The following is a 14406-nucleotide window of genomic DNA, read 5'->3' as shown; positions in this document are numbered from 1 at the left end:
GGCCACGGCCGCGCTGCGGTCCGACCGCGGTCTCCGGTGCCGGTTCGTCGACCGGTGGACGGCCGCGCCCCCGCTGCGGCCGGCCCCCGTCGAGCACCTGAAGCGCCGGCCGGAACGGGTCGGTGGTCCGCCCCGCCCGCGGCGACCGGGTGCGCTGGTCCCGCTCGGCCATGGTCCGCCCGCGCGGCGTGTAGGCGCGCGCGTCCCCGATGCCGCCGAACCCGCGGGCCGGCTTACCGTCCGCCTCATCCCCCGGCTGGCCGTCGACGGGCAGGTCACGAGACGTACCACGCCGGGGCTGAGTGCCCCGGCGCGGAGTGTCGTCGTTGCGTGGCGACATGTCGGCCTACTGCCCGGTGCCGGCCGGCACGGAGCCGCCCTGCGTCCCGTCGGCGACACCGTTGCCAGCCACGCCGTTGCCAGCCACGCCGTTGCCGGCCACACCGTTGCCGCTGACCTGGCCGGTGGCCGCACCACCGGTCACCGCACCGTCGACGCCGGCCTGGCTTCCGTTGGTCGCCTGGCCGTTGGTCCCCTGGCCGTTGGTCGTCTGGCCGTTGGTCGTCTGGCCGCCGGTGGCCTGGCCGCCGTTCGTGGCCGCACCGTTCTCGGTCTGGCGGCCGGCGTCCTGGCCACCGGTCTTGTTGCCCTTGGCGTCCTGCGCGGTCACCGCCGGCCGCCCGTTGGTGGGCGTGAGCACCCCGATGATCTTGCCGTCGGGCAGCCGGAACAGCGCCGGGCTCTCCGCCTTGACCAGCCCGAGCCGCCGGGCCGCCGCGTCCAGGTTGCCGATGCTGGACGCCTCGACCAGCTGGTTCTCCAGGTCCTGCCGCTGGTTGGCCAGGGCCGCACCCTGCTTCTGCATGTCCGCGATCTTGAAGGAGTTCTCGTTCGTCTTGGTGTTGATCAGCAGAATGCCGAGCACCCCGACGACGACCACCCCGATCACCGAGGCCACGAACGGAGCCCGAGGCGCACTGATCGGCGCCGGCGGCGCCACCCGGAGCCGAGGCCCGTTCCCGACGCCCCCGGTCAGCCGAACCGGCTCAGCCGCCGCCACCTGAACATCCAGTGCCGCCGTCCCGTCGACCGGCGCGTCAGCCACCGGCCGCCGCCCCTTGCCTCCGAACAGCCCACCAGAACCAGCCGCCGAATTCCGCCCACGCCCGACCGGCCCGGCAGCGCCACGGCGCTCCCGCCCGTCCAGCGAAGCAATCTTCTCCCGGTCCCGGCCAACCGACCCCGTCCGACGCTCCCGCCCGACCTCACCGGTCCGACGCTCACGACCGACCTCACCGGTCCGACGCTCGCGACCGTCCGAACCGGTCGCCCGGCCACGACCCTCAACCGAACCGGTGCGGCCGCGACCCTCAACCGAACCGGTGCGGCCGCGACCCTCAACCGAACCGGTCGTGCGGCCGCGTCCCTCGACAGCGCCCGTCGTGCGGCCGCGGCTCTCGACAGCGCCCGTCGTGCGGCCGCGGCCCTCGCCGGCGCCGGTGGTGCGGTCGCGGCCCAGCGTGGACTCCGGGCGACGGCCCTTGCCGAGCGTTGGTTCCGGGCGGCGGCCCTGGCCGCGGGCACCGGTGGCCGGCTCCGCGGCGCGGCGGGTGCCGCTTGTCTCCTCCGGCTCTTCGCGCCCGATCCCTGACCGGCGCGTGTCGGCCCGCTCGGCGTTGGTGAAGTGGCGCGCCCCCCGGGCGTCACTTCGCCGGGCGTCCGCATCGCGGCCCTGACCCATGGCACGATCCGCGGTCCGGCCCCCCGACCGCGGCGCGTGGGTGCGCTCGCTCATGCTTTCCCCTCCCCCTCGTCGCGTTCCCCCGGGCGTAACCGCCCTCGTCCCCGCTGCGTTGACATCCGGGGCCGTTCGCGGGCGGCACCGGATGCCTGGTCCTGCCGGCCGAGGCGCTCCACCGCGCGCAGCTTCACCGAAGCCGCTCGCGGGTTCGCCTCAACCTCCTCCTCGGTGGGCGGCTCCGACCCTCGGGTCAGCAGCCGCAGCGTCGGCCCGGTTCCGGGCAGCTCGACCGGAAGGTCGATCGGCCCGGTGCTGCGTGACCTCGCGGTGAGGGCACGCTTGACGATCCGGTCCTCCAAGGATTGGTAGCTCATCACCACAAGGCGCCCTTTCGGGGCCAACGAGTCCAAAGCAGCCGGAACGGCAGACTCGAGTGCGGCGAGTTCCCCATTTACCTCAATACGTAACGCCTGAAACGTTCTTTTCGCGGGATTTCCACCCGTTCGTCGCGCGGCGGCCGGAATGGCCTCCTTGACCAGGTCCGCCAACCGGGCCGTGGAGGTGATCCGCCCCTTGGCCCGTTCCCGCACGATCGCCGAGACGATCCGCGGAGCGAACCGCTCCTCGCCGTACTGCCGCAGGATGCGCACGAGCTCGCCCGGCTCGTACCCGTTGACGACCTCTTCGGCGGTAACCCCCCGCGTCTGGTCCATCCGCATGTCCAGCGGCGCGTCCTGCGCGTACGCGAAACCGCGGTCCGCCTCGTCCAGCTGGAGCGAGGAGACACCGAGGTCGAACAGGCCACTGTGGATCTGCTCGTACTCGAGGTCGGCGAGCACCTGCGGAAGCTCGTCGTAGACCGCGTGCACGAGATGGGTGCGGGCCCGAAACCGGGCCAGCCGGTGCCGGCTGTGCGCGAGCGCCTCGGTGTCCCGGTCGAGTCCGATGAGGACCACGTCCGGAAACCGCTCGAGGACCGCCTCGGCATGGCCGCCAAGACCCAGCGTGAAATCGACGTGCACGGCGCCGGGCAGATCGAGACCGGGGGTGAGCAGCTCGAGGCAACGCTCGAGCAGCACCGGCACGTGCGTACCGCGTAGCTCCCCCATGTCGACCCCCCTCGCCCCACCACGGCCGTCCCCAGTCGCCCGAATCGGCCCGAACGTCCTCCGTACCGCCAGATCCCCATCCGCTCGTGCCCTCACGGAACCGGCCCCTGCCAAAGGGCCCGTCCCGGTCCGGACACGCGCCTGGCGCCGGGGAAGAGGCGCCAGGTGCGGGAGCGGCTGGAGATCTCGCAGTACGGCGGCAGTGACGTCCGGGGCCGATGCAGCGGCCCGGCGGGGTGCCACGCCCTACAGTCCGCCGGGCAGCACCCCCTCCTCGATGTCGGCGAACTCGTCTTCGCTCGCCGCGAGGTAGTCGTCCCAGGACTGCTTGTCCCAGATCTCCACTCGAGTACTTGCACCGATCACCACGAGTTCGCGGTCGAGTGCCGCGTACTCCCGCAGGTGGGCCGGGATCGTCACCCGTCCCTGCTTGTCGGGAACCTCGTCGTGCGCGCTGGCGAAGAACACCCGGCCATACGCCCGGGCCGCCTTGTTGGTCACCGGCGCCTCACGCAGCTGGCCCGCGATGCGCTGGAACTCCGGCATCGGGAACACGTACAAGCAGCGTTCCTGCCCTTTGGTGATCACGACACCTCCCGCCAGCTCATCTCGGAACTTGGCCGGAAGAATCAGCCGCCCCTTGTCATCAAGGCGTGGGGTATGGGTGCCGAGGAACATCGGCCGTCCACCCCCTGCCCCCAGCGGTTCGCGGTCCGCTTGTCAACTCGGGCCGGCAGGCCTCCCCGGTCTAGCTCCCCCTTCGGCCCTGCCACTGCGCTCCACTCTACTCCACTTCCCTCCACCCGCAAGCCGAATGAGCACTGCCGCCCGCCACCAAACGCTGCGTAACCGCAGCTCAAAGCCACACGCCCGGAGTGGAGGGCAAACCAAGATCAACAACGTCCGCTACCCGACAGACCCGCGCCACTCGGTCCAGATACCACCCTAAAAACCCCCAAACCTGCCGACGCCACGCCCTGTCGACCCCCGTAGGGGAGGAAAGTGGAGGACCGGGGTGGAGCAAAGTGGCAAGCCGAACGGCCAGACTCGCAACGAGTGCCACGTCACGCGTGATCCCGGATACGCCGTGCGGTCCGCCCGCCGGGCAGCGCCCTGCTCCCGACCTTGTGGAGTTGCTGCTCCCGGGCCACCGTCGCCGGCCGTGCGGTGGGCTCTAGTAAGTAAGGTGCCGGCGGTGAGGGCCGCCGGGTGATGATGCTGGGGCTGCGACACGGCTCGGGGGGCCGGGCGGGAACTGGCTGGGGCTTGGCGTGCAGGCGACGGCGGCCGCCCGTGCGGGTGGAGACTTCTGTGCCCGTACCTTCAAATGAGGAAGGCCCGCCGCAAGAAAGCGACGGGCCTTTCGCAACGACTGGGTCAGACGGGCATGGCGGCGGCCTCGCGACGGGCGGCGCGCTTCCAGCGCCAGACGATCGCGGTGGTCAGGGTGAAACCGACGATGGCGGGGGCCAGGCTCAGCGGGTTCATCGAGCCGGGGTCGGCCACGGCGGCGCCGATCACGGCGTAGCTGACGGCGGACGGGATGGCGGCCAAGGTGGTGCCGAGCAGGTAGCGCTTGCGGCAGACGCTGGTGGTGCCGTAGGCGTAGCCGATCAGGCCGAACGGGGCCAGCGGGAGGAAGCGGACCAGCAGGACCGCGGAGAGGCCGCGGCGGTTGAGCCAGCCGTCGAGCCGGGCCAGGCGGCCGCCGGCACGGGCCTTGAGTGCGCCACGGCCGGCCCAGCGGCCCGCGTAGTAGGTGGCGGCGGCGGCGATCACGGCGGCGGCCAGTGCGGTGGCGGCGCCGGTGGCCGCACCCAGCAGGGCACCGCAGGCGATGGTGATCGCGGTGCGCGGGACCATCACGGAGAGCAAGATGCCGCCGACCACCGCGATGGCGACCGGGGCGGCCGAGCCGAGGGCGAGGATGGCGTCGCCGATGTCGCGCAGCGGCAGGACAGCCGCCGCGGCAGCCAGGCCGCCGATGACCAAGCCCAGGGTCCCCAGACGGACCAGCCGGCGCTTCCAGCCCATCGGCTGCGCCTCGGCCGGCAGAACCGGCAGCGGTGCGGCAACGGGGGCCGGAGGTGCGATCAGGGTGTCAGTCATACAGGCTTACCGCCCCAACTCGTCGTCGGTCGAAGATCTGTCAGGCGCCCGCCGCGGCGAGCCTTTCTGCGCGTAGCCGGTCCGGCCAGGTGTCGTCAACGCTGGGAAGACTATCCGCGCCGATGGACCAACGCAGTAGCAGATCGGCTATCGCTGGGTTGCGAGCGAGCGCCGGGCCGTGCGAGTACGTGCCGACGATCTTGCCGTGCCAGGCTCCCTCGGTCTGGCCGTCGTTGCCGATGCCGGCCGTGACCCGGGCCAGCGGGGCGACGCCGGGACCCAGGTGGGTGCGGCCGCCGTGGTTTTCGAAGCCGGTCAGCGGGGGCAGGCCGAGGCGCGGGTCGATGTCGCCGCGAAGCTCACCGACCGCACGGGTCTCGCCGCGGTCGGAGTGCAGGTCGAGCAGGCCCAGTCCGGGGCATTTCGTGCCCTTAGCGAAAAACGAGTGACCGAACAACTGGTAACCCGCGCAGATCGCCAGGACCGCGGCGCCCTGGTTGACCGCCCGGTGCAGGCCGCCGTCCGCGATCAGCCGCTGCGCCGCGAGCGCCTGCGGGCCGTCCTCGCCGCCGCCGATCAGGTAGATGTCCGCGGTGGACGGCATCGGCCGGTCGGAACGCACCTCGTAGGTTTCGACCGGAATGCCCCGCAACTGGGCACGACGGGCCAGGATGAGCAGATTGCCCCGGTCACCGTAAGTCGACAGCAGATCCGGATAAATCCAGACGATCCGCAAACTTTCAGTTGACACGGTCCAACTCCGCTCGAATGTCCTGGAACGCCGTGTAGTTGGCGATCACCTCGAGGCGGCCGGGCGGAACCGTCCGCAGCGCCTCGTCGAAACTCTTAACGTGCTCGAACCGCACACCGTTCACCTCAAGCCGGACGGCCAGGTCGTACGCCCGGTCGCCGGTGATCAGCACCGGCCGGTCGCGCAGCGGTGCGAAGTCGACGTCGTACAGCCAGGAGGTGTCCAGGCCGTCGGGGTCCCGGGCGTTGACCGAGAGCAGGGTGGGTGCCTGTTCGGCCATGTCGAACGCCTCGAGCCAGCTTGCCGGATTCTTCGCCAACAGTAGCCGGACGTTCCGTCCGTCCCGCTCGACCTGTGCATACCGGCCGGCCACCGAGGCCACCGTGGAAAGGCGAGGAAGAGCTTCAATCGGCCGTACGCCGAATTCGGCGGCGACGGCCAGCGCGGTGGCCGCGTTGCCCAGGTTGACCGTGCCCGGGAGCTGGAGTTTGACCAGGTGCCAGTCGCCGCGCGGGTCAACCACGCCGTCATCCTCGACATACCACTGCGGGCGCGGGCGGCGCAGCGGGCAGCCGGAACACCACCAGTCACCGCCGGAGCGCTCGATCGGGTGGCCGCTCTCGGGGCAGACGAACGAGTCGTCCAGCCAGCGCTGGCCGGCGCTGAACCAGGTGATGTGACCGCTGCCCTGCGCGGCCCAGACCACCATGGGGTCGTCCGCGTTTGCCACCACGATCACGTCGGGGTGGCCGGCCAGCGCGGTGCGCCACATCTGGGCCATCATCGCGACCTCTTTGGCCCGGTCGAGCTGGTCGCGGGAGAGATTGAGCAGCGCCACCACCCGGGGGTTGGTCTCGTCGATGACCCGGGCCAGGTAGTGCTCGTCGACCTCGAGCACGGCGAACGGGGTGGAACCCGCCTTGGCCAGCGCGGACGTGTGCCCGGTGGGCATGTTGGCGCCGAACGAGTTGGTGGCCACGCCGTGCTGCCCGCCGACCACCTCGAGGGCCGCGGCGACCAGCCGGGTGGTGGTGGTCTTGCCGTTGGTGCCGGACACCAGGGCGATCGCCCGGCCGGCCGCGAGATGGGCCAGCAGATCCGGATCGATCTTGAGGCCGAGCCACCCGCCGATGACCGAGCCGTCGCCGCGTCCCGCGGCCCTGGAGAGCGCCGCCGCGGTCTTCGACACCGAGGTCGCGACCTTGGCCCGCAGGGGCATCTTTCCGTCCGTCACGCCAGCGAGGGTACCGGAACCAGAGGTTACGTCGAGTTGCCGGACGCCGTGATCCACCCAAATCGGCAGACACACATTCGAGGGAATGAGTTTTACCCGGTAGAGAGCCTGCCGCGACTTTTTGTGTGTTCTGTTTCACCCGTAACCTTCTACGTCGCGTTATTGGCTCGCTACTTTTCGTCGCGGCAATTCTTTTCGGGAGATAACAAATTGGACAGTGCTTTGTGTGCCAAACACGCTCCGTGACCATTCGATCTCCGACGACCTTGCCAAATTTCAGGTAGCAAGGTCTGGCCGGTAGCGACCGCTCACCGGCTCGCGACGATCCGGTTTACGCCGAGCCCTGCCCCGGGCCGATCGAAGCGACCACATGCACCGCACAACCACACATAGGCAAAAGGGGGCAGGGACGGGGGACCCACATTTCGGTCCGCTCCGCGCCACCCGCTCCGGTGGCGACGTACGGGGCAACCTCGGGGTGAAGCCGCATTACGCGGCCGGGCAACCTTCCCGCCCGAACCCGACAGCTAACCTCGCAGGCGTGCCGGAGGGATTCCCTTACCGTGCATACGCACACCTCGAGCCGGCGCCGCCGCTTGTCGGTCGGCACCGGTACTGTCGCCCTGTCCCTGGGTCTCTGCCTCTGCGCCGGACAGCTGGTGGCAACACCGGCCGCGAGCGCAGCCGCCACCGCTCCGGTGGTCCAGGCAGCGGCGGCCACCAAGGTCAAACCCGCGGTCCGCACCACGGTCAGCACCAAGACCGTGCGGTGGGGCAACCAGGTCCGGGTGACCGCCCGCTACTTCAACCCGTCGACCGGCAAAGCGGTCACGTCCGGCACCGTCCGCCTGCAAACCTGGCGCGGTGGCAAGTGGATCAACTGGACGTCCAAGACGGTCAGCAGCAGCGGCACCGTCAACCTGTACGCAAAGCCGAAGACGTCGGCCTACTTCCGGGCCGTCTACCTCGGCAACGGCGCCTACACCTCGCACACCGGCCAGAAGCTCCGCATCACGGTGAAGGCGAGCGGCGCCAAAATCATCGCCCAGGCGAAGACCCACGTCGGCGCCCGCTACCTGTACGGCGCCGCCGGCCCGAAGCGCTTCGACTGCTCGGGCTTCACCAAGTACGTCTACAAGAAGGCCGCCGGCAAGAAGCTGCCGCACAAGGCAAACTCGCAGCAGCGCCACGGCAAGTCCATCGCGAAGAGCAAAAAGCAGGTGGGCGACCTCATCATCTTCCGCTCCGGCTCCTACGGCTACCACGCGGCGATCTACGCGGGTAACGGCTACATGTACGACTCGCCGCACTCCGGCGCCAAGGTGTCCAAGCGAAAGATGTTCAGCAAGAACTATGTGGTCCGCCGACTGGTCTGACGCCAGCGACAGCACCACCTACGGCCGGGGCGGGGACAACGAGGTTCCCGCCCCTCCGTGGGGTTTTCAGACGACGACGCTGACCAGGCGGCCGGGTACGACGATCACCTTCTTGGGGGTGCGGCCGGACAGGGCCTCGGCCACCTCGGACAGGGCCGCCTCGCGGACCTCAGCCTCGGGGGTGTCGGGGGCCACCGCGATGCGGCCGCGGACCTTGCCGTTCAGCTGCACGGGGTAGGTGATGGACTCGGCCACCAGTTGGGCGGGGTCGGCCTCCGGGAAGGCGGTGTAGGTCAGCGAGCCGGTGTGGCCCAGCTTTTGCCACAGCTCCTCGGCCAGGTGCGGCGCGAACGGGGCCGTCATCAGGATCAGCGGCTCGATGGCCTCGCGGGACACCGCCGGCAGCGGGGTCAGGGCGTTGGTCAGTTCGATCAGCTTGGCGATCGCGGTGTTGAAGCGCAGCTCGTCCATGTCCTCGCGGACGCCGGCGATGATCCGGTGCAGGTGCTTGCGGACGGGTGCGTCCAGTGGCGTGTCGGAGACGCGTACGGCTCCGGTCTCCTCGTCGATCACCAGGCGCCAGACGCGCTGCAGGAAGCGCTGGGAACCGACCACCGCGCGGGTATCCCACGGGCGGGAGACGTCCAGCGGGCCCATCGCCATCTCGTAGACCCGGAACGTGTCGGCGCCGTACTGCTCACACATCTCGTCGGGGGTGACCACGTTCTTCAGGGACTTGCCCATCTTGCCGTACTCGCGCGTGACCACCGCGTCGTTGTAGAAGTACCGGCCGTCGCGCTCGACGACCTCCTCGGCCGGGACGATGACGCCGCGGTCGTCGCGGAAGGCGTACGCCTGGATGTAACCCTGGTTGAACAGCTTGCGGAACGGCTCGAAGGACGAGACGTGGCCCAGGTCGTACAGCACCTTGTGCCAGAAGCGGGCATACAGCAGGTGCAGGACGGCGTGCTCGACGCCACCGACGTACAGGTCGACGCCACCGCAGTCGCCGTCGCGCTGCGGGCCCATCCAGTAGGCCTCGTTGTCCGGGTCGACCAGGGCCTTGTCGTTGCGCGGGTCCAGGTAGCGCAGCTCGTACCAGCACGAACCGGCCCACTGCGGCATGGTGTTGGTCTCGCGGGTGTATTTGCGGGGGCCGTCGCCCAGGTCCAGTTCGACCTCGACCCAGTCGCGCTTGCGGGACAGCGGCGTCTCCGGCTCGGTGTCCGCGTCGTCCGGGTCGAAGGTACGCGGGGCGAAGTCGTCCACATCGGGCAGGACGACCGGCAGCATCGACTCGGGCAGCGCCACCGGCAGGCCGGTCTCGTCGTAGACGATCGGGAACGGCTCACCCCAGTACCGCTGCCGGCTGAACAGCCAGTCGCGCAGGCGGTACGTGGTGGCGCCGCGGCCGTGGCCGTGCTGCTCCAACCAGGTGATCATCGCGGCCTTGGCGTCGGCGACACCCATGCCGTTCAGCCAGTCGCTGTTGATCGCCGGGCCCTCGCCGACGTACGCGCCCTCGTAGTCGTCCGGTGCCTGGACCGTGCGGATGATCGGCAGCTCGAAGACCTCGGCGAACTGCCAGTCCCGCTCGTCCTGCCCGGGTACCGCCATGATCGCGCCGGTGCCGTAGCCGGCCAGCACGTAATCGGCGATGAACACCGGAATCTTCGCCCCATTAACCGGATTTGTCGCAAAAATCCCGATAAAGACGCCGGTCTTTTCCTTCGCGTCGGTGCGCTCCTCATCGGTCTTGGCCGCAGCCTGAGCCCGATATGCGGCAACCGCCTCGGCCGGGGTTCCATGACCGCCGGCCCATGCCCGTTTTGTCCCGCTCGGCCAGGAAACCGGCACCACCCGGGAAACCAGCTCGTGCTCCGGCGCCAGCACCATGTAGGTCGCCCCGAACAGCGTGTCCGGACGGGTGGTGAAAACCTGGATCACGTCCCCGTCAACCGGGAAGTCGACATGCGCACCCCGGGACCGGCCGATCCAGTTCCGCTGCATCAGCTTGACCGGCTCCGGCCAGTCCAGCGTGTCCAGATCCTCGATCAGGCGGTCCCCGTAGGCGGTGATCCGCATCATCCACTGCTTCAGGCTGCGCTGAAAGACCGGGTAGTTGCCGCGCTCGCTGCGCCCCTCCGGCGTGACCTCCTCGTTCGCCAGCACCGTGCCCAGGCCCGGGCACCAGTTGACCGGCGCCTCGCTGACATACGCCAGGCGGTACGAGTCGACCAGTTTCCGGCGCTCCACGGCGGACATCGCGGCCCACGGCTGCTCCGGCGTGGCGCGGGTGCCGGCCTCGAACTCGGCGATCAGCGCGGCGATCGGGCGGGCCTTACGGATCTTGTCGTCGAACCAGGAGTTGAAGACCTGCAGGAAGATCCACTGCGTCCACCGGTAGTAGTCCGGGTCGGTCGTCGCGAACGTGCGGCGCTCGTCGTAGGCCAGGCCCAGCCGGCGCAGCTGCTGACGGTAGCGCTCGACGTTCGCGGCCGTGGTGGTCGCCGGGTGCGTGCCGGTCTGCACTGCATACTGCTCGGCGGGCAGGCCGAACGCGTCGAACCCCATCGGGTGCAGAACGTTGAACCCGGCCATCCGCTTGTACCGGGTGTAGCTGTCGGTACCGATGTACCCGAGCGGGTGACCGACGTGCAGACCCGATCCGGACGGGTACGGGAACATGTCCTGTACGTGCAGCTTCGGCGCGCCGGCCCGCGGGTGCGCCGGGTCGGCCAGCTCGCCGGACGGGTTCGGCGCGTGGAACGTACCGTGCTCGGCCCAGTGGGCCTGCCAGCGCGGCTCGATCTCGCTGGCCAGCGCGGCCGTGTAGCGGAACGGCGGGGTCTCTGACTCGCTCATCGTCGGCATCTCGTCTTCAGTCGATGGGCACAAAAAAGCCCCTCACGCAGGAGGGGATCGCCGTGCTGTGCCCGTCTAACGGCGGCGGCAGCACGGCCGGCTAAGAAGCAGGAACGGCCGGGCCATGGGTGCATGATACCGGTCGCCGCCGAGCGACGGCGACCGGTATCACCCGTTGACTAGCCGGCCGCGGGTCCGTAGACCGCGAGCTCGGTCGAGTCGAGGAAGGAGCAGCCGCTGGCCGCCGACGGGCAGAGGCCGGCGTCCTGGCCCTGCGAGGTCAGCATCGTGTAGCGGATGTACTCCACCCCGGTGGCGCCCGCGGTCAGCGGGACGACCGTCGGCGTGACGGTGCCGGCCGGGAACGTGCCGGCCGCAGCCTGGGTCCACGTGGTGCCGTCGGGCGACGTCTCCACGCGGTAGCCACCGGTCGACGCGGTCTCGTCGTCACCACAGGTCGCGGACGGGTTGATCACCAGTTCGCTGATGTTCACCACGCCGGAGAGCTGCACGATGATGAACTGCTCACCGATGTCCGAACCCCAGCCGATGGCCTGCGACTGGTCGATCAGCTTGCCCGGGCCACAACCGAACGCGGTGTAGTCCGGCCCGCTGAAGTCGACCACCGTGCCACCGCCGCTGGAGGCTGCCCAGTCCTTGCGGACCGACCAGTTCTCCACCTTGGTGTGCGAGCTGATCGACAGCGTCCGCACCTGGATGTCGTAGCCGGCACCGCGGGCGAACACCTTCGCGTACGTCCCCGGGAAGATGCCGGTGATCGTGTACTTGCCGTCCGCACCCGTGGTGGCCTGCAGGTCGCCGGCGAACCCGGAGGCGTGCCCGCCGAAGCCGACGGTCAGGCCGGCCACCGCCGCACCGGTGTCCTGGTCGGTGACCGTGCCGGTCAGCGTGCCCCGCGGGGTGCTGGCCGCCGGCGGCAGCGAGAAGTCCTCGACCGGCTGGGCGTCGTCACCGTCAACCGCGGCCGCGAAGTAACCCATGCCGCGGGCGGCGAAGGTCTTCCAGATCTTCTTCTGCAGGTTGCCGCCGTTGACCACCAGGTCGGCCTGGAGGATCGAGTTACGCATGTCCAGGAACGACGGGTTCGCGGGGGACAGCTCCATGGCCCGGGTGATCAGCGACTGGGCCTTCTTGCTGCCGATCGCCTTGCGCAGGTCCCACAGGGTCTGCATCCAGATCTCGCCGTCGGCGTGCACCTGCGGCCCGGCCGCCGAGACCCGGCCGAAGTCGCCGTACGTGTAACCGCCCGGTCCGGCGCCGGCCGTGCCGGGGCAGGACGTGGCGGCCGCGCCGACGGTGCAGTCGCTCGGCTGGCTCCGGATCGTGCCGCCGGCGTTGACGTACTCGCCGACCATCATGTCGACCGCCGCGGTGTCCTTCTCCAGGCCCTCGCTCACCAGGAAGTCCAGCCCGTACCAGTCACCCCAGGCCTCGCCCATGGCACCCGCCTGGATGTCGCCCAGCGTCGAGTTGCCGTTGGCGTCGACCACGAGGCGGTTCGACAGGCCGTGGGTGTACTCGTGGAACAGGATGGCCGAGTCGTCACCCGAGTTGCCGGCGATGAACCGGGCACTCGGCACGAACAGGTACATCTGCATGACCGGCGGGATGCCGTCCGGCGGGGTGTTCATGTTCGCGTTGTTGTCGTGGGCCGTGTCGGGCAGGCCCTCGGCGGTGTTGGCGCCGTCCATCGCGTGACCCTGCACGGCGTCACCGTCGACCGCCTCGAAGTTGCCGGCCGTCCGGGTGAAGCCGATCGGCTTGGCGTTCAGGTGGTCGTGGAAGACGCCCAGGAAGTAGTACATCTGAACCGCGTTCTGCTCGCGGTTCTTCTGCCAGGAGAACGGGGTGTTCGGGTCCCACGAGCACTTGTACTGCGCCGAGCACTTGCCACCGACGGTCGCCGAGAAGTCGGTGAACGGGTAGACGAAGGAGCGCGGGCCGGACGGGCCGACCTCCTCGTCCGGGTTGGCGATGTCGTCGTCGTTCACGTCACTCCAGACGTGTGCGACATTGCCGGCCAGGCGCGGCGAGTTGTTCGGCAGCCACCTGGTGAGGCTCACGTTCTGCTGGGTACCGCCCTTGGGCGCGCCCGGGTAGTTGTAGAACACCGAGCCGTTGTCGGCGTCGACGGTGTTCTGCCGGTACAGGACCTCGCCGCTCGCGGCGTCGACCACGTGCACGTAGCCCTCGTCCACGGCGATCGTCTGCCAGGCCAGCCGGGGGCCGCCGGCCGCCTGGAACCAGACCAGCTTGGCGTTGCCGCCGTCGCTGAAGGTGGTGGTGCGGGTGGCGCCGGTCGCTGCCTTGGTGACCTTGGCGGCCGAGTCGCCGGCCACGTCCTTGACGGCGGCCGAGCGGGCACCCTCGGCGCTGACCTTGGTGGCGCCGGCGGCGTCCGGCAGCGACTTGACCGGCGAGCCGTCGACCTGGATCAGCCGGCCGTTCTTGGCGACGTGCGCCTTGAGACCGTTGCCGAAGACCGGAACACCGTCGGCGACCTGCACGAAGCTGAGGTGGTGCGTGCCCGCCACGTCGACGTAGTCCTTGCGCAGGGTGAGCTTGCTCAGCGCATCGGAGTCAAGACCAAAAACAGCGGAGTGGGTACGCACATAGTCGAGCGCGATGTCGGCGGGCTTCTTCTTACTGGCGGCGGTCAGATAGCCGTCAAGCTTGGCGACCCGGCGCGGCGTGCCGGTGGCGCCGTCGATGTCGACGATGCCCTGGACGCCGAGCGAGTCACGGAGGGTGTTGACCGCCGCGCCGGAGGGCTCGGCGACGATCGCGCGGCGCAGGGCCACGGTGGGTTGGGCGTCAGCCGCGGCACCCAGGCTCTTGCGGCTGTCGTAGTCGGCGCGACGCTCCTGGCGGTCGGCGGCGCCGGCGTTCGCGGTCTGCCCGCCGGGGTTCGGCGCGGCCTCCGCGCTGCCCGACAGAACGCCTGCCAGCAGCACAAATCCGGCGGTCGCCGCCCCGACCCGCCGGGTCACGGACGGTACGGATAACGGTCTCAAAATACAGCCCCTCTCGACCGGGCTCGGTGCAGCCCGGCGCGAGGCGCAGCTCCCCCGTGCCGGCCGCACTCCACTTGTGTGGCCCGTCGATGGCTGATGCTCGTCGAAGATCGGAAAATATAACTAGGGCGATGTCTGATTCTTTACCCAAGCGATATCCGTGTCTGGTTGACGGTTGTCGAAACG

At 69.9% G+C, this 14406-nt stretch carries 9 protein-coding genes, 1 pseudogene and 1 riboswitch; of the genes and pseudogenes, 1 reads left to right on the top strand and 9 read right to left on the bottom strand.

Translation table 11 applies throughout. The annotated features are described in order from the left end of the window. From Ari01nite_RS21700 to Ari01nite_RS21670, 7 genes and pseudogenes are all read right to left on the bottom strand, one after another. Positions 1 to 340, bottom strand: a pseudogene (locus Ari01nite_RS21700) (hypothetical protein); the annotation flags it as partial. Positions 341 to 346: 6 nt separating this feature from the next. Beyond that, positions 347 to 1105, bottom strand: coding sequence for a cell division protein FtsL (gene ftsL, locus Ari01nite_RS21695; protein ID WP_203783217.1), 759 nt, complete (start codon positions 1103 to 1105; stop codon positions 347 to 349). 686 nt (positions 1106 to 1791) lie between these two features. Continuing rightward, complete coding sequence (rsmH, locus tag Ari01nite_RS21690; protein ID WP_203783215.1) at positions 1792 to 2850, bottom strand: 16S rRNA (cytosine(1402)-N(4))-methyltransferase RsmH; 1059 nt, start codon at positions 2848 to 2850, stop codon at positions 1792 to 1794. Between the two features lie 246 nt (positions 2851 to 3096). After that, a complete protein-coding gene (gene mraZ / locus Ari01nite_RS21685; protein ID WP_203783213.1) occupies positions 3097 to 3528 on the bottom strand; it encodes a division/cell wall cluster transcriptional repressor MraZ in 432 nt (143 codons plus the stop codon). Between the two features lie 699 nt (positions 3529 to 4227). Then, entirely contained in the window at positions 4228 to 4959 is a 732-nt protein-coding gene (locus Ari01nite_RS21680; RefSeq protein ID WP_203783211.1) for a TVP38/TMEM64 family protein, read from the bottom strand. Between the two features lie 40 nt (positions 4960 to 4999). After that, entirely contained in the window at positions 5000 to 5710 is a 711-nt protein-coding gene (locus Ari01nite_RS21675) for a type 1 glutamine amidotransferase (RefSeq protein WP_203783209.1), read from the bottom strand. Continuing rightward, complete coding sequence (locus tag Ari01nite_RS21670) at positions 5700 to 6929, bottom strand: MurT ligase domain-containing protein (RefSeq protein WP_203783247.1); 1230 nt, start codon at positions 6927 to 6929, stop codon at positions 5700 to 5702. Before Ari01nite_RS21670 ends, Ari01nite_RS21675 begins: the two co-directional genes overlap by 11 nt. Before the next feature lie 450 nt (positions 6930 to 7379). Next, positions 7380 to 7501: riboswitch (cyclic di-AMP (ydaO/yuaA leader) on the top strand. Between the two features lie 6 nt (positions 7502 to 7507). Here Ari01nite_RS21670 and Ari01nite_RS21665 point away from each other — a divergent pair. After that, positions 7508 to 8320, top strand: a complete 813-nt coding sequence (locus tag Ari01nite_RS21665; protein ID WP_239162897.1) for a C40 family peptidase — start codon at positions 7508 to 7510, stop codon at positions 8318 to 8320. 66 nt (positions 8321 to 8386) lie between these two features. Here Ari01nite_RS21665 and leuS read toward each other — a convergent pair whose 3' ends face one another. Both leuS and Ari01nite_RS21655 read right to left on the bottom strand, forming a co-directional pair. Next, complete coding sequence (leuS, locus tag Ari01nite_RS21660; RefSeq protein WP_203783208.1) at positions 8387 to 11194, bottom strand: leucine--tRNA ligase; 2808 nt, start codon at positions 11192 to 11194, stop codon at positions 8387 to 8389. A gap of 170 nt (positions 11195 to 11364) precedes the next feature. Further along, the gene (locus tag Ari01nite_RS21655) at positions 11365 to 14196 is read right to left on the bottom strand and encodes a M36 family metallopeptidase (protein ID WP_203783200.1); all 2832 of its coding nucleotides are present in this window, start codon (positions 14194 to 14196) and stop codon (positions 11365 to 11367) included. Positions 14197 to 14406: the final 210 nt, after the last annotated feature.

Source organism: Paractinoplanes rishiriensis (assembly GCF_016862375.1).
In the GTDB taxonomy this organism is placed as follows: domain Bacteria; phylum Actinomycetota; class Actinomycetes; order Mycobacteriales; family Micromonosporaceae; genus Actinoplanes; species Actinoplanes rishiriensis.
Note: the sequence above shows the minus strand (reverse complement) of the source record. Positions and strands in the feature narration are given on the sequence as shown.